Source organism: Pirellulales bacterium (genome assembly GCA_019694435.1).
GTDB lineage: Bacteria > Planctomycetota > Planctomycetia > Pirellulales > JAEUIK01 > JAIBBZ01.
Genome location: JAIBBZ010000005.1, coordinates 76,482 through 90,193, shown reverse-complemented (window position 1 = coordinate 90,193; position 13,712 = coordinate 76,482). Strand labels below are relative to the sequence as shown.

Annotated in this window: 11 protein-coding genes; 6 read left to right on the top strand and 5 right to left on the bottom strand. The window is 66.7% G+C overall.

Annotated features, from left to right (window positions below):
- Positions 1-27: 27 nt before the first annotated feature.
- Entirely contained in the window at positions 28-615 is a 588-nt protein-coding gene (locus K1X74_06555) for a hypothetical protein (protein ID MBX7165993.1), read from the bottom strand.
- Between the two features lie 105 nt (positions 616-720).
- On the opposite strand from K1X74_06555, the gene mutY reads away from it, so the two are divergent.
- Entirely contained in the window at positions 721-1,785 is a 1,065-nt protein-coding gene (gene mutY, locus K1X74_06550) for an A/G-specific adenine glycosylase (GenBank protein MBX7165992.1), read from the top strand.
- Positions 1,786-1,862: 77 nt separating this feature from the next.
- Positions 1,863-2,126, top strand: a complete 264-nt coding sequence (locus tag K1X74_06545) for a hypothetical protein (GenBank protein ID MBX7165991.1) — start codon at positions 1,863-1,865, stop codon at positions 2,124-2,126.
- A 4-nt stretch (positions 2,127-2,130) separates the two neighbouring features.
- Here the strand turns inward: K1X74_06545 and trpC are convergent, their stop codons facing one another.
- Both trpC and purH read right to left on the bottom strand, forming a co-directional pair.
- Positions 2,131-2,913, bottom strand: a complete 783-nt coding sequence (gene trpC / locus K1X74_06540) for an indole-3-glycerol phosphate synthase TrpC (protein MBX7165990.1) — start codon at positions 2,911-2,913, stop codon at positions 2,131-2,133.
- A 190-nt stretch (positions 2,914-3,103) separates the two neighbouring features.
- Positions 3,104-4,708 (bottom strand): bifunctional phosphoribosylaminoimidazolecarboxamide formyltransferase/IMP cyclohydrolase, encoded by a 1,605-nt coding sequence (gene purH / locus K1X74_06535; GenBank protein ID MBX7165989.1) that lies wholly within the window; start codon positions 4,706-4,708, stop codon positions 3,104-3,106.
- Between the two features lie 246 nt (positions 4,709-4,954).
- Here purH and K1X74_06530 point away from each other — a divergent pair, with 246 nt between their 5' ends.
- The 4 genes from K1X74_06530 (at position 4,955) to K1X74_06515 (ending at position 10,645) form a co-directional block, all read left to right on the top strand.
- Entirely contained in the window at positions 4,955-5,845 is an 891-nt protein-coding gene (locus K1X74_06530; GenBank protein MBX7165988.1) for a sugar phosphate isomerase/epimerase, read from the top strand.
- Between the two features lie 16 nt (positions 5,846-5,861).
- Complete coding sequence (locus K1X74_06525) at positions 5,862-6,827, top strand: MBL fold metallo-hydrolase (protein MBX7165987.1); 966 nt, start codon at positions 5,862-5,864, stop codon at positions 6,825-6,827.
- Positions 6,828-7,025: 198 nt separating this feature from the next.
- Positions 7,026-9,206, top strand: a complete 2,181-nt coding sequence (locus K1X74_06520; protein MBX7165986.1) for a hypothetical protein — start codon at positions 7,026-7,028, stop codon at positions 9,204-9,206.
- A 209-nt stretch (positions 9,207-9,415) separates the two neighbouring features.
- Positions 9,416-10,645 (top strand): polysaccharide biosynthesis/export family protein, encoded by a 1,230-nt coding sequence (locus K1X74_06515; protein ID MBX7165985.1) that lies wholly within the window; start codon positions 9,416-9,418, stop codon positions 10,643-10,645.
- A 25-nt stretch (positions 10,646-10,670) separates the two neighbouring features.
- Here the strand turns inward: K1X74_06515 and K1X74_06510 are convergent, their stop codons facing one another.
- Positions 10,671-11,501 (bottom strand): hypothetical protein, encoded by an 831-nt coding sequence (locus K1X74_06510; GenBank protein ID MBX7165984.1) that lies wholly within the window; start codon positions 11,499-11,501, stop codon positions 10,671-10,673.
- A 79-nt stretch (positions 11,502-11,580) separates the two neighbouring features.
- Positions 11,581-13,656: a DUF11 domain-containing protein gene (locus tag K1X74_06505; protein MBX7165983.1), complete on the bottom strand. Its 2,076-nt coding sequence runs from the start codon at positions 13,654-13,656 to the stop codon at positions 11,581-11,583.
- Between the last annotated feature and the right edge of the window lie 56 nt (positions 13,657-13,712).

Genomic DNA, 13,712 nt, shown 5'->3' with positions numbered 1-13,712 from the left:
CGACAGGTCAAGCACACCAATCAGTGATCAGTCGCGCTCGACGACCGGCAGGCTCGGGCCGCGCCCCGATTCCGCGGCACGGCGAATTTCCGCGGCGAGCAATTCCGCGCCCAGCGGGTCCGTCGGGTCCAGCGCGCGCAATTGGGCCAGCACGTCCAGCGCCAGGCGGTGATGACCCTGCTTGTGCAGGCACCAGGCGAGTCCCTTGCCGCTGTTCAACAGCGGCTGATTTGCGGCGATCGCATAGGGCAGGAGGCCCGATACTCCGGCCGCCGACAGAGCCGCGCGGCCCAGCTCCCAGGCATAGCCGAAATGTCCCCGGGCCAGTGCCCAATCTTGCCGCTCTAGGGCGATCTCGCCCAGCAAGGCGTGGGCGTCGAGAAAATCGTGGCAGTCGCCCAACAGCCAGCGCAGTTCGTCCTCGGCGATCTCCCATTCGCCGGCCTCGAGCATCGCGGCGACTTCTTCGACGTCTTCGGCTCGTTGGCGTGCGTCGCGCGGCGCGACGAGCATCCAGCCCGAACGATCCTCGAGCCGGCGCAGCGCGTAGCCCCCGCGCTGCGATTTGCCGCTTTCGTGCCGGCGCGGCGACGAGTGTTTTTTGTGCTTGGCCATGATCGCGTCGAATTATAGCTTGGGGCGATGGCCTCCTCGACTCGCTCGCGCCGCGCGCCGCATGATTTGTCCGTGCAACTCGATTCGCCCGCCGCCGTGCGCGCGTTGCAGCGGCGCTTGAAATCTTGGTTTGGCCGCGCGGCGCGGGCCCTACCCTGGCGTCAGGAACCCACGGCCTATCGCGTCTGGATCAGCGAGATCATGCTGCAGCAGACCCAGGTCGCGACCGTGGTGCCCTATTTTGAACGGTTCGTCGCCCGGTTTCCCGATGTCGGCACCCTCGCGGCGGCACCCGAACAAGCGGTCCTACGACACTGGGAAGGGCTGGGCTACTATCGTCGTGCCCGGCAGTTGCACCGCGCCGCACAGCAGATCGTCGCCGAACATGCCGGCGAGTTCCCGAGCGACGCCGAGGCCGTCAGACGCCTGCCCGGCATCGGGCGTTATACGGCCGGCGCGATCCTGTCGATCGCCTTCGATCGGCCCGAACCGATCCTCGAAGCAAACACGCTGCGCGTCTACAGCCGGCTGTTGGGCTACCGGGGCGATCCGCGTTCGACGGCCGGGCAAAAACACCTGTGGAAGGCCGCCGCCGATTGGCTCCCGCGCCGCGGCGCCGGCGCGTTCAATCAGGCGCTAATGGAGCTGGGCGCCACGATTTGCACGCCGCGCAGGCCGCGCTGCGAGGAATGTCCCGTGGCGGCGTTGTGCCGCGCGCGGGCCCTGGGCCTGGTCGAGCAGATTCCGCCGCCGGCGCGGCCGCCGCAGATCGAACAGGTGCACGAGGTCGCCGTCGTCATCCATCGCGGCCGTCGGGTGCTCGTGTGCCAGCGCGAACCGGGCGAGCGCTGGGCCGGACTTTGGGACTTTGTCCGCATTCCCTGGCCCGAGCCGTTTCCGGCCGTGCCCGACGCGGCGGTCAAACGTCAGCTCGTCGCGGCCATCAAGCAGGCGACTGGTCAAAAGGTCCGCCTCGGCGACACGTTGACGACTCTGCGTCACCAGGTCACCAGGTTTCGGATCACGCTCACCGTGGTCGAGGCGACGGCCGCCGATCCGCGAGACACGGCCCGATGGCTGACCCTGGATGAATTGGCGCACCTCCCGCTATCGGTGACCGGGCGAAAGATTGCCGATCTCCTCGGCCGCGACACGAATACCAAAGCGTAAACGGCTAAGATGACACTACTCATGATCGCGCGATTGACCACGCAGGAAGCAAGCATTCACTGCACAAGGCCCACCCGATGCGCCAACTGACTTTTCACTTGACGACCTTCATTGGCGCAACGCTTTTTTTCTGCCTCGCATTGGCAGGCATCTACGGTTACCTGCGTCAGGGAATTGCCTTGGACGCCGTTGCCACGCTGCTCTACCTCGCGTGCGGCATGACCTTGATGTATTACTCCTTGCAGATGGGCAGCGCAAATCGTCGGCGAAAAGAACAAGCGGCAGGCGCGTTCCAGCGGCGCGCGGAATCAACCCCCGGTCGCGCGGATCGCCACTGCTAGGGAATCAGCGCCCGAGCAGTTCTTCCACCGCGCGGCCGATATCGGCGCTTTCCATCAGCGCTTCGCCGACGAGAATGGCCTTCACGCCGGCGGCGGCCAGCCGCTCGACATCGGCCCGAACCCGAATACCGCTTTCGCCGACCACCAGGCACTCGTCCGGAATCTGCGGACAGAGCCGCACGGTATGCTCCAAATCGACCGAAAACGTTCGCAGGTCGCGATTGTTGATGCCCACGAGGGTCGCGCCGGTCGACAGCACCCGGGCCAGGTTGGCCGCTTCGAACAATTCGACCAGCGGCGTGAGCCCCAGCATCAGTGCCTCGCGGTACAACAGCCTCAGCCGCTGGTCGTCGAGGCATTCGGCGATCAACAATACCGCGTCGGCCCCTGCGGCCCGTGCCTGGTAGAGCTGGTAGACGTCGACGATGAAATCCTTGCACAGCAAGGGCACCCCCACGGCGGCCCTGACGGCTCGCAGATCGTCGAAGCTGCCCTGAAAATGGACCTGATCGGTCAGTACGCTGATGCAACTGGCACCGTGCTGCGCATAGGTGCTGGCAACCTGCACCGGGTCGGCATCGGGGCGAATCGGCCCGCGCGACGGGCTGGCCCGTTTCACCTCGGCAATCAGGCGGACCGGTCCCGGTGCGGCCAGTGCGCCGAAAAAGTCGCGAACGGGCGGCGCCGCCGCAGCCTGCTCTTTGAGCGCTTCGAGCGGCGTCACGGCCCGGGCCTGTTCGATGTCGCGCCATTTCTGGGCAACGATTTCATTGAGAATCGAGGTCATGCCAAATCCGACGGCTTCTATGCGGACCGACCAATCTGATTGCCTCCGGGCGCGTCAGGCAAGCTCCCACGGCCGGGGCAAATCCCCTTGAACTTACCGCACCCGCCAAGCTTGGGGGAGAGGGTCGCGATTGCCGCAGTCCGCTTTCGGCCCGGGGTGTGTAACCCGATCCTCACACTGGCGGGTGGCGTCAGTGCTTGAAGTGCCGCCGGCCGGTGAAGACCATCGCGATTGAATAACGGTCGCAGGCGGCAATGACTTCGTCGTCTTTCTTCGAGCCGCCCGGCTGGATGATGGCCCGAATGCCCGCCGCGGCGGCCAAATCGATCGAATCGGGAAAGGGAAAAAACGCGTCCGAGCCGAGCACGGCACCCTTGGCCTGTTCGCCGGCCTTGCGCAGCGCGATTTCGACGGAATCGACCCGGCTCATCTGCCCCGCGCCGGTGCCGCACAGCGCGCCCTCGTGGGTCACGACGATGGCGTTGGATTTCACGTGCCGAACCACGGCCCAGGCAAAGCTCAACTCGTCGCGTTCGCGCGGCGAGGGCTGACGGGCAGTCACCACCTGCCATTCGCTTTCCGGGTCGGAGCCGACGTCGGCGTCCTGGCAGAGGTATCCTCCGGAGATCCGCCGCAGCTCGCGATAGCCGCCGGTCACGGCAAGGGACCCCGTCGCCAGCAAACGCACGTTGACCTTCCACTTGGGGCGAGTGGTCAGGATGTCGAGCGCGGCCTCTTCAAAAGCCGGCGCGGCGATCGCCTCGATAAAGGTGCCCGGCGCCGTCAAGACGTCGGCCGTGGCGGCGTCGACCTTGCGGTTGATCCCCAGCACGGCGCCAAAGGCGCTCAGCGGATCGGCGTCCATTGCGCGGCGGGCAGCCTCGGCCAGGTTGTCCGCCGTCGCGGCACCGCACGGATTGTTGTGCTTGATGACGCTGACGGCCGGGCCGGGCAGGCCGCGGACGATCGCCAACGCACTATCGAGATCGAGCAGGTTGTTATACGACAGTTCCTTGCCGTTGAGCTGCCGTGCGGCGACCAGCCCGCCGCTACCGGTCTCGGCATAGACCGCGCCGCGTTGATGCGGATTCTCGCCATAGCGGAGCACCGCCGTCCGTTGCAGGCTGAGCTGTAGCGACCGCGGAAAGTCTCGCACCAGGGCCGCATCGTCGTCGGCCCCCTCGCCAGCGGGCCCGCCGTATCCGGCTCCGCTCAAAAAGTCGGCAATGGCGCGGTCGTAACGGGCCGTGTGCTCGAACGCCGCCAAGGCCAGGCGCCGCCGCAGCTCGGGCGTCGTGCGACGCGTCAACTGGATCTCGGCCAGCACCTCGGAGTATTGCTCGGGGCTGGTGACGATCGCGACGTGCGCATGATTCTTGGCGGCCGAACGCACCATGGTCGGCCCGCCGATGTCGATGTTCTCGATCGCCTCGTCGAGCGTTACCTCGGGGCGGGCCACGGTCTGCTGGAACGGATACAAATTCACCACGACCAGCTCGAAAGTCACGATGCCGTGTTCGGCCAGCGAGGTCATGTCGCTGGCCATGTCGTGCCGCGCGAGAATGCCGCCATGAATCTTCGGGTGCAGCGTCTTGAGGCGGCCTTCGAGCATTTCGGGAAAGCCCGTGTACTCGGACACCTCGCGCACGTCGAGCCCGGCCTGGCGCAAGTGCGCACAGGTGCCGCCGCTGCTGTAGATTTCGATACCGCAGGCGACCAGCTCGCGGGCAAAATCGGCGAGCTGCTGCTTGTCGCTAACGCTGATCAAGGCCCGCTTGACCGGGGGGGACGACATACGCTTGCTCCAGCGCGGCGTGAACATGTGCGTCGCGAGTTGCCGCCGCCGGCCGCTTTGGCCATTCCTCGGCTAGGCACCTCGAACAATGCGAGGCTTGTTGTTTACGTTGCGCTAAGCGAGCGGTCAACCAGGGAGCGACGCGACCTAGGGTCGTCGCCCTGCGTCGCGCAGACGCATTGTGGAGCGGCAGAAATCTGGCATAATTCGGGACTTGAAAGTCAGGTTCAGAGTCCCGGAGTGTCTATGTTTCGCTGCCTCAGCCTTGAAGCGCTGGGTATGACGGCTACCCAAAGCGAACTCAACGAGTTCGCCCTCTCGAATGGATTCAAAGGATTCGAGCTTCCGCTCGTCGAGTTCGCCGATCGGGTCAAGTCGCATGGATTGCCCCATGCCCGCAGGCTGATCGACAGCGCCCGGCTGAAGGTGGCGGCGTTCCGCCTGCCGGTTGACTGGTGCGGCGACGACGACGCTGCCTACAAGCGCGACCTGGAACGGCTGCCCGAGCTGGCCGAAATCGCCCAGCAGATGCAATGTACGCGCGCCCTTACCTGGCTGATGCCGGGCTCCGACGCGCGACACTATCACGCGAATTTCGAGTTTTGCCGGCAACGTCTGCAAGAACTGGCCGCCCTGCTGGACCGCTATGGCATTCGCCTGGGCGTCGGCATTCAGGCCGCGGCCGACCTGCGGGCCGGCAAGAATTTCGAGTTTATTCACACGTTCGATCAGTTGCTTCTGCTGGTGGGCATGATCAACGCCAAGAATATCGGCGTGCTGGTCGACACCTGGGACCTATACGTCGCCGGGCATGACGTGGCCGAAATGGCGGGCAAGCTCAACGCGGCGCAAGTCGTGAACGTGTACGTCGCCGGCGCCGCGCAAGACGCGGTGCCGTCCGAGCTGCCGCACACCGCGCGCCGGGCCGCCGGCGAAGGTGACGCGAACGATTCGTGCGCGGTGCTCGTCGCGCTGGCGCGGGCCGGTTATGACGGGCCCGTCACCCCCACTCCGCACCCGTCCGGCATGGCCGAAAAGAACCGCGCCGCCCTGGTCAAGCAGTGCGGCGAGTCGATGAACTATCTCTGGAAAGCGGCCGGGCTGTCGCCCGCCGGCAAACTGCTGGCAACGAGCTGAGCCGGGAGAGGGCCGCGTGTTTCACTACGACCGCGGCTTGAAGTTGACGCGAGCCGATCTGGGGCTCGACGTCCGGCGCCGCCAGCAGCGAGGCTTTATCTCGCACGCCCACGCCGACCACATGGCGTCGCACGTGCTGGCACTGTGCACGCCGGCCACGGGTGCGCTCTATCGGCTGCGCTATGGTCCGCGCGAGGTGCTGCCGCTCGAATATCGCGCGACGACGAGCTGGGGCGGCATGCAATTGACCGTCTATCCAGCCGGACATTGCCTGGGTTCGGCCATGCTGCTGGCCGACGACGGCCAGACGCGGTTGCTCTACACCGGTGACTTCAAATTGCAGCCGTCGCTCACGGCCGAAGCCGCCGAATTGCCGCAGGCCGACGTGTTGGTGATGGAGTCGACCTATGGCGACCCGCGCTATCGACATCCGCCTCGGGACGAGGCCATCGGTCAGTTGCTGAGCCTCGTCCGAGGCGCCTTCGAGCACGGTACGACGCCAGTCGTGCTGGCCTACGCGCTGGGTAAGGCCCAAGAGGTCACCGCAATCCTCACCCAGGCAGGGATTCCCGTCCTGCAACATCCGCGGGCCTTTGCCATCAGCAGGATTTACCAGGAATACGGTGTCGATCTGGGCAACGTCGCCGAATACCCCGGCCACATCCGCCCGGGGCATGCGGTGGTCATGCCACCTTGGGGCCCGAAGACAGCGGCCATGCCACGGCTGGGCCGCGTGACGACCATCGCCGTCACCGGCTGGGCCGCGTATGGCATGCCCTGGAACCGGAACCAGGCGCAGCACGCGGTGCCCTTGTCGGATCACGCCGATTACGAGGAACTGCTAGCAGCGGCGCGGCAAGTTCGGCCGCGCGTGATCTATGCGACGCATGGCCCTTTGAGCTTCGTCGAGCGCCTACGAGCGGAAGGTTTCGAGGCCTATCCGCTCGACACCACCAGCCAGCGTGCAGCCAACAACTGCTAGCACGCCTGCGGTGTTAACTTCGTGCGACTCTGCCAGTTCTGCTGCTAGCGTGTCGCCGTGCTGCGCGCCTGGCTGACCGCTTTTTGCTGGACGCTCTGCGCACGGCTGGTCGATTCTGCCAACGATGCCTTGGAGGATTTCAAGGGATCAGCAGCTATCGTTTCGAGCCAGCAGTAGACAGCGAGCGGGTCGAGCACGATGAAACAACAGCGACGTTATCACCGCGCGATTTGGCTGGCACCGATGTTTGGTGCCGCGGCCTGCTGGTTTTCGAGTGGCGAGCCGGCGCAATCGCCCGTCACGAGCACGCCCGCCACGTCGCAACGCGCCTCGCAGACCGAATCGTCGGCGATCGTGTTGACCGGCGGCGTTGAGCCCGTCGTCGAGTATGTAGGCGACGCTCACATCTCGCCCCACGCGCGTTCACGAGCCCGCCGTGTCGACAGTTCGAGCACGAACAATCGCCGGCTGCCTTCGCCGCACTCGGCGGCAGCCGTGGTCGAAGCGGTGCCCGACGCGGCACCCGCGTACGATCCCGCGCCTGCCCCGATCGCCGATCCGGCGCCGGAACCGCCGAGCCCCGTCGCAGACGAGGCAGAATACGCCGTGGATCCGCCCGCCGAAGTGATTTCCGAGGCCCGCCTGCCGTCGCCCAACGCGCGGCGCCGGCAATTCACTTTCGAAACTCCGGCGCCCGCTGCGCCGACGCCCGTAGCATCTTCTCCCGCCGCGCCGTCGTCACCAGCGCCGTCGCCCGGCGCACCTGTGGTCGAGGCGGTGATCGATGCGCCGGGCTATGGCGACGCCCCGTTGCTGGTCAACGAACCGGTCGAGGCGGGCGAAGCGGAAATCGAAATCTCGGAACCGCTGGCCATCGATGCATCGGCCGCCACCGCCGCCGGGGACACCGATGGCGTCGCGTCGGAAACTGCCGGTGATTCGCCGAGCGTACCTTCGCTACACCATCCGATTCCCCCGTCGCCCTCGACGAGCACGCCGGTGGTCGAGGTGGTCGTCGATGCACCGCCGGCCATCGCAGGTGTCGAGCCGGTCCAGACCGAAGAACCAGCAATCGTTGCCCCCGACACGGCCGCGCAAACCGCCTCGCAGCCACTCGCCAACGCGCCGCTGGTTGCTTCGCCGCAAAACGCGACACCGGTGGTCACCCCAGTCGAGGGCATGCCGGAAATGCAGCCCGTAGCTCCTGCCGCTGAGCCTCAGGTGGCCGGGCAGCAGTCGACCGCGCCTGCCGAAGCTCCGTCCGCTGCGCCCCGCGACCAGCGTTGGGCCAAGCTGCACACGCCGGGTGCGCCGTCCGGTGGCGCGCCGCTGACCGCCTATCCGCTGGCCGCCGGGCATTCGCCGCTGCCGACGATCAGCCAGGCCACGCCGCGCCTGCCGGGCCAGGGCTTCGGCCCGCCGAAGATCTTCGGCGAATTGCTCACGCGGCAGAATCCGCGTTCGCCCGAGTCGATGACCCGGTCGCGCGACCTGGAAATGGTCGCGCAACGCGCCGACGCGCACACGCTCAACGGTTTCCAGCTCGCCGGCCGCCGTGCGTTTCTCTCGGCCCAAAGCGAGTTCACCATCGCGTTGCGACTCGTGGCCGAGGCACTCGACGTGCATGAAGGCACCGACCGGCACAGCCGCGCACTGTCCGAAGGCCTCCGGGCACTCGAAGAATCTGACGAGTTCCTGCCGACCGGCAAAGGCCTCGAAGACGACTTGAATGTCCGCCTGATCGCCCAGGCGCACCGCTCGCAGGTACTGAATGCCGAAGAAGCCGCGCGGCTCCGGCCGCTCGAGGCCCGGCAACGTTATTACACCTATGCCCAGGAACAGCTCGCTGTCGCCGGCGGCAGCGAGATGGCTTTCAGCATGGCGCTGTTCGGCCTCGGCAAGCTGCACGCCGCGTTTGCGGCGATTCCCGAATCGAAGGTTCGCGCCGCCGAGCCCAAGGCGCTCGTGCTGCATCAGGCGGCCGTCATGGTCGACTCGCGCAACGCACTGGCTGCCAACGAGCTGGGCGTGTTGCTGGCCCGTTATGGCCGCTACGAACAGGCTCGCGATGCCTTGCTGCACAGTGCCCGGGTATCGCCGCAGCCGACCACCTGGCAGAACCTGGCGATCGTCCACTTCCAACTGGGCGAGCAAGACCTGGGCAAGTTGGCGCAGCTCGAAGCCAAGACCTGCGAAGAGCACCAGCGCCAATTGGCGGCCAAGCGCAATATCAGCCTGCATCCTCAAGTGCAATGGATGAGCCCCGAAGCTTTCGCGCAGACCTCGACCAACGAAGTGGGAGCACCTTCGCCGTCGAGCGCGACGGCGACGACTGCCGCCCAGGCGTCGCACGTCGGCAACAGTTCCAGGTCGCGCTGAGTAGCCCCAAAACCTTATTCGCCGGTCACCACGAGCTCGAGTTTTCGTCAGACAGGATGTCACTCGTGAACAACTCGCAGAATTCCATGTTGGCCCGTTCGCGGGCGGCGCGGTGGACGAATGCCTTGCGGCGCGCTTGTGCGCTCGACGGCTGGCCGCTGCCGACGTTCATCACTTGCGTCCTGCTGCTAGGCGCAGCCGTTTCGCAGATGAACCGACACCTGGCGGCCCGCGCCAGTGCCGCCCGGCCCGGACAATTGGCCGTCGAGCAGGCCGCCGCCCTGCGGGCACCGGCGGGAATTTCGCCGGCGTTGTTTCTGCCCAGCGGTCCGGAGCGCGAGTTGCGAGGTTCGGTCAACCTGTGCCAGGCGCTCGGCCCGGCGGCCCCCTACCCGATTCGCGGCGTTGATGCATCGGACACCGGCGGCTGTGGCGAGTTGCATTGGCAGACGGCGCGGATCTTGTTCTGGCAGGCGTTCGCCCAGGGCGAATATGTCGGCCACGCGCGTACGGCGCACGTGCCGGAGTATCGTCTCCGGGTCGATGACGAGCTGGAAGTCGTCTACCGGATTACGCGCGAAGAGACCTCGCGTCCCTACGAGTTGAACGTCGGCGACGAAATCCGCGTCGAGTCGTTCACCGACCCCAACCTGAACCGTTCGCTGGTCGTACAGCCCGACGGCACGATCGTGCTGCCGATCTTGAACGAGGTGAAGGCCACGCGGCGCAGCGTCGCCCAGTTGCGCGAGGAACTGCAAGAGCAGTACCGCAAGTACTACAACGACCCGGCCATCACCGTGTTGCCGATCAAGGTCAACACCCGGCTGGAAGACATCCGAGCCACGGTCGACAGCCGCCAGGGCCTGGGCGGCGGTCAATTCCGCCGCGCCCGGGTCACGCCCGAAGGCACGATCCAGTTGCCGGCCATCGGCAACACCTTTGTGCAAGGCATGACGCTCGAAGAAGTGCAGCGCGAGCTGAACCATCGCTATGCACAAGAAGTCGAAGGTCTGGAAGTCACCCCCGTGCTGGTCGTTCGCGCTCCGCGTTATGTCTACGTGCTCGGCGAGGTGGCCAAGCCGGGTCGCTACGACTTGACCGGCCCGACGACGGCGATGCAGGCCATCGCCATGGCCGGCAGTTGGACCGTAGGCGGCAACACCCGGCAGATCGTCGTGTTCCGCCGCGGCGACGACTGGCGTTTGCTGGCCACGATGCTCGACCTGCGTGCCGCGCTATACGGCAAGAAGCCGACGCCGGCCGACGAGATCTGGCTGAACGACTCGGACACCATCGTGGTGCCCAAGATGCCCATCAAGGTGGTGGACGAGTTCATCGACCTGGTCTTCACCCAGGGCATCTACGGCGTGGTTCCGTTCTCGTTCAACTACACCTTTGTCGAGCAGTCGGCGGTCGGCGGCGTAGTCGTGGCTCCGTAGCGCACTTGGTTACACGCCGCCACGCTCAGCCGCGGCGAAATTGCTCGTAGTCGAGCCGCCACGGGCGCGCCACGCGCCAACAGGAAAACGCCAGCGCCCCAAGCAGCAGCGCCGTCGCTGCCGCCCAGAGCTCGACGCTTCCGCCGACCTCGCTCAAGCCCAACGGCCAGCGGTCGCGCGACGTCGACAAAGCGACGAAAAACGCGAGCGCGTGCAGGCCGGCCGACGGCAGAAAGGCCCAGGCGCCGATCCACACGGTGCTCCAGTCGGGGAGCCGTGTCATCCAGGTGATGTAGCCGACCTGCACCAGACCGACGATCATCACAACCCAGGCCCACGGCGCCCACTGGGTGAGGTAGCCGATGCACGGCGCCACCATCAGCAGCGTGATCACCGTCGCCACCGCGGCCAGGAAATAGGCCCGGGACACGAACCGCGACGGCGAGACATACGTGCCCATGGAGCGGCCGGACACCGGTGCCGTCGCTGCGTCCGCGGCCTTGTCCGGGCGCGAAGGAGCCACCGCGGCGCGCGGCGTGGTCGCCGCAGGCGCCGGCTCGACTGCGGCGCGCGAGGCAACGGGGGCCGCCGCTTCGCCGGGCGCGATCGGATCGGGCAAATCGTCTTCCACCGCGGCGACGACAACCACCTCGGCGATCTCACCGGGGGCCGGCGGCTCAGGCAGGTCGTCGTCCAGGGCCAGAACGGCAGCCGCCGTGTCCGGCGCGGCCGCCGGGCTCTCCGCGCGCGGAATCTTCACCGGCTGCTGGCAAACGGGGCAGCGCCCGGCCTTGCCGGCGCGATGATCGGGCACGACCAGCGGGTGGCCGTCAGGGCAACTGAAGCGGATGGGCATGCCTCGAGTTTAGCCGCCCCGCGGCCGTTTGGGCATGCTGCTGCGGCTCAGGGCGGCCAACCGCGCCCGCCGCGCCGCGTCACTCGCCCGAGAAGACACGTGTGCTTTCTTCCTTGGTAACCGGCGATTGCATATCGTCGGAGAGCACTCGCACTCGAATGCGCGCGTCGCCCTCGCCGATCGCATTGGCGCGGACCCGGAACGTCGTATCGGCCTTCGGCGCCAATTGCGGCAGCCCCTCGAAGACCACCTGCTGGCCGTTGACGCGATTGCGTACGGGCCCTTCGGCCGTGATCGGCTTGAGTTCGGCGGGCAAATCCACGACCAGGCGTACATTCGTGGCCGCCTTCGAACCCTGGTTGACCACGTGGATTTCGTAGGTCGTTTCTCCCCCCACCTCGATCGGATCGTCGACATCGACGACCTCGAACTGGAGCGCTGCGACGCCTTCGACCAGCACCGCCTGCACCGCTTCGTCGCGTAAACCCTGTCGCGCCGTGCCCGTCGCTCGAAGCGTATGCTCTCCCGGTTCGATCGGCCGCGCGGTCACGGTCACTTGCCCGGCGTCATGCGGCGGCAGCTCTTCGAGCAGCCAATGGACCGCACCGGTTTGCGGATCGAATTCGCCGTAGTTGTCCGCCTCGACGAACTCCAGGCCTTTGGGCAGATAGGTCACCAACTCAATTTGCTTGGCCGGCGCAGTCCCGGGATTCGAAACCGACACGGTATACACGGCCGGCTTGTCGAGATAGCGCCGCGAGGGACCCTCGAGCGCCAGCTTGAGCGCGGGGGACACGACATCGACTGACCAGGTCGATTCGGCCTGCAATTGGCCGTCACCTTGGGCAGTGACGACGTTGTCGATCCGACCGGGCTGGGCCGCGGTCAGCGTCAGTTGCATCTGCTTCGATTCGCCCGGTTTCAGCGATCCCACCTCGTACTCCAGCGCGTCGCCGGCCGGATGCCGCAGTCCCGGCGGCAGGTTGTTGACGAGCACTACCCCCGTCGCCGCGCCGGTGCCGGTGTTGGTCACCTTGATCGTGAGCGTGACTTGCGAATCGATCATCACTTCCTGGGGGCCGTCGATGTCGATCGCCAATTCCGGACGCGTCGCCACGGTCCGTACCGACGCCGAGGTCGTATAGCTCACCCGGGCCACGCTGCCCAATTCGCCTTCGCGTTCGGGCATGACCTCGACTTCGACGGTCGCTTCGGCGCCGGCGGAAAGATTCCCCAGGGCCCAAACCAGCCCGCCGGTCGACTCCTGGTCGGCGCGCGGATGCGTTTGGACCAGTCGCGTGCCCTCGGGCACTTCGTCCGTCAGCCGTACGTCTTCCACGGCCACGGTTCCGGTATTACGGACGACGATTTGCAGCTTGGTGGGTGCACCGACTTGGACTTCGGCCGGCGCGATTTTGTGCAAGGTGATCGTCGGAGATTGCGGCCCTTCGAGTTGCGTGTCGCCGGGCCTGCCCGTGGCGGCGACTGCGGCCGCAGGCGCTGTCGCTGCTCCGTAGGCACCCTGCGGATCGGCGGCAAAGGCATCTTCGGCCGGCTCTTCCGCCGGCGTCGGCTCGTTGACCGCGTCAAACTCCTCGGCCGGAGGAATTGCATCGGCGGGCTCTTCGGTTTGCGGAGTGGGTTCTAGCGCGAGCTCGCCGCCGGGCGCAGGTTCGAGCGTCGGCTGCCGCGCAGCATAGCGCCCCTGCGGCACGGCAAGCGGCGCCTGCTCCGAGGTGTCTGCGAGCGTCGGTTCGGACTCGGCGACTTCGGTTTGCGGCGCGGTGAATTCGGCCGGCTCGACTGGCGCAGCGGCCGCGGGCATGGCGGCCAGCGGTTGCGCGTCGGCGACCGGGGCAAAGGCGGCCGGCTGCTCGGCTTCGCTCGCCGGCATGTCCTGACCGTCGACCGCCACGAATTCACCCTCGACAGCCTCGGCCGGCTGCGCGGCGGTACCGTCGTCGAATGGGTTGGCGGCCAAACGCGTCGGCTCTTCCTCGCGCAAGGCGTCGAACACCTGCGGGGCCTCGCCGCCGGCAGCCTCGGTCACTTTCGCCTCGGCCACGTTGAACATGCGCTGGGCCTGGGTCACGCCCAGCACGCCGGCTGCCACGATGGCCAACAACAGTGAAAACCGAACAACGAAGCGCTTCATGCGTCGCCGACCCCGAGCGGTAATTGCGAGAATTGCGAGGAAGAGAAACTACAGCC

Excerpts from the sequence above, each read along its gene's own strand:
- K1X74_06555 (MBX7165993.1), bottom strand. The coding sequence starts at position 615 with ATGGCCAAGCACAAAAAACACTCGTCGCCGCGCCGGCACGAAAGCGGC.
- K1X74_06545 (MBX7165991.1), top strand. The coding sequence starts at position 1,863 with ATGCGCCAACTGACTTTTCACTTGACGACCTTCATTGGCGCAACGCTT.
- trpC (MBX7165990.1), bottom strand. The coding sequence starts at position 2,913 with ATGACCTCGATTCTCAATGAAATCGTTGCCCAGAAATGGCGCGACATC.
- purH (MBX7165989.1), bottom strand. The coding sequence starts at position 4,708 with ATGTCGTCCCCCCCGGTCAAGCGGGCCTTGATCAGCGTTAGCGACAAG.
- K1X74_06530 (MBX7165988.1), top strand. The coding sequence starts at position 4,955 with ATGTTTCGCTGCCTCAGCCTTGAAGCGCTGGGTATGACGGCTACCCAA.
- K1X74_06520 (MBX7165986.1), top strand. The coding sequence starts at position 7,026 with ATGAAACAACAGCGACGTTATCACCGCGCGATTTGGCTGGCACCGATG.
- K1X74_06515 (MBX7165985.1), top strand. The coding sequence starts at position 9,416 with ATGAACCGACACCTGGCGGCCCGCGCCAGTGCCGCCCGGCCCGGACAA.
- K1X74_06510 (MBX7165984.1), bottom strand. The coding sequence starts at position 11,501 with ATGCCCATCCGCTTCAGTTGCCCTGACGGCCACCCGCTGGTCGTGCCC.
- K1X74_06505 (MBX7165983.1), bottom strand. The coding sequence starts at position 13,656 with ATGAAGCGCTTCGTTGTTCGGTTTTCACTGTTGTTGGCCATCGTGGCA.